Annotated in this window: 1 protein-coding gene; it reads right to left on the minus strand. The window is 66.6% G+C overall.

What is annotated here, in order from left to right; genetic code table 11:
• Positions 1 to 479: potassium transporter TrkG (locus tag EXE44_RS18090; protein ID WP_274595396.1), on the minus strand; the 479-nt coding region annotated here is incomplete at both ends.

Genomic DNA, 479 nt, shown 5'->3' on the forward strand with positions numbered 1-479 from the left:
ACAGGAGCAACAGCCACCGCGTCTGGAGGTCGTCGACCAGTTCGCGAACCCGCCGATCCCGCAACACGACGTAGAGGACTGGAAACGCGATCGCTCCGAGGACCATGATCGGCAGCAGGGCGGCCTCGACGAGCGCGGAGTTGTACGTCGCGATCGAGTTGTCCGTGACGGAGAATCCGCCCGTTGTGAGCCCGGTCATCGCGTGGTTGAGCGCCTGCCACGCGGTCTCACCGACCGAGAGTGACTCGGCGTACGCGCTCTCGCTCGCCCGGACCGCGGCGAACAGGGTCGCGAAGGCCAACAGCGTGTAGCCGACGACCAGCTTCCAGACGGTCCGGACCGTCGAGACGACGCTCGGATGGATCTTCTCCTCGCGGGCCTCGCTCTGGTAGAGCGCGTAACTCCCGCTGCCCGGCCGTGAGAGGATGGAGACGGTGAGGACGATAACGCCGACGCCGCCGACCCACTGGATGAACGAC

The organism is Halorubrum sp. SS7 (assembly GCF_005435055.1).
Lineage (GTDB): Archaea > Halobacteriota > Halobacteria > Halobacteriales > Haloferacaceae > Halorubrum > Halorubrum salinarum.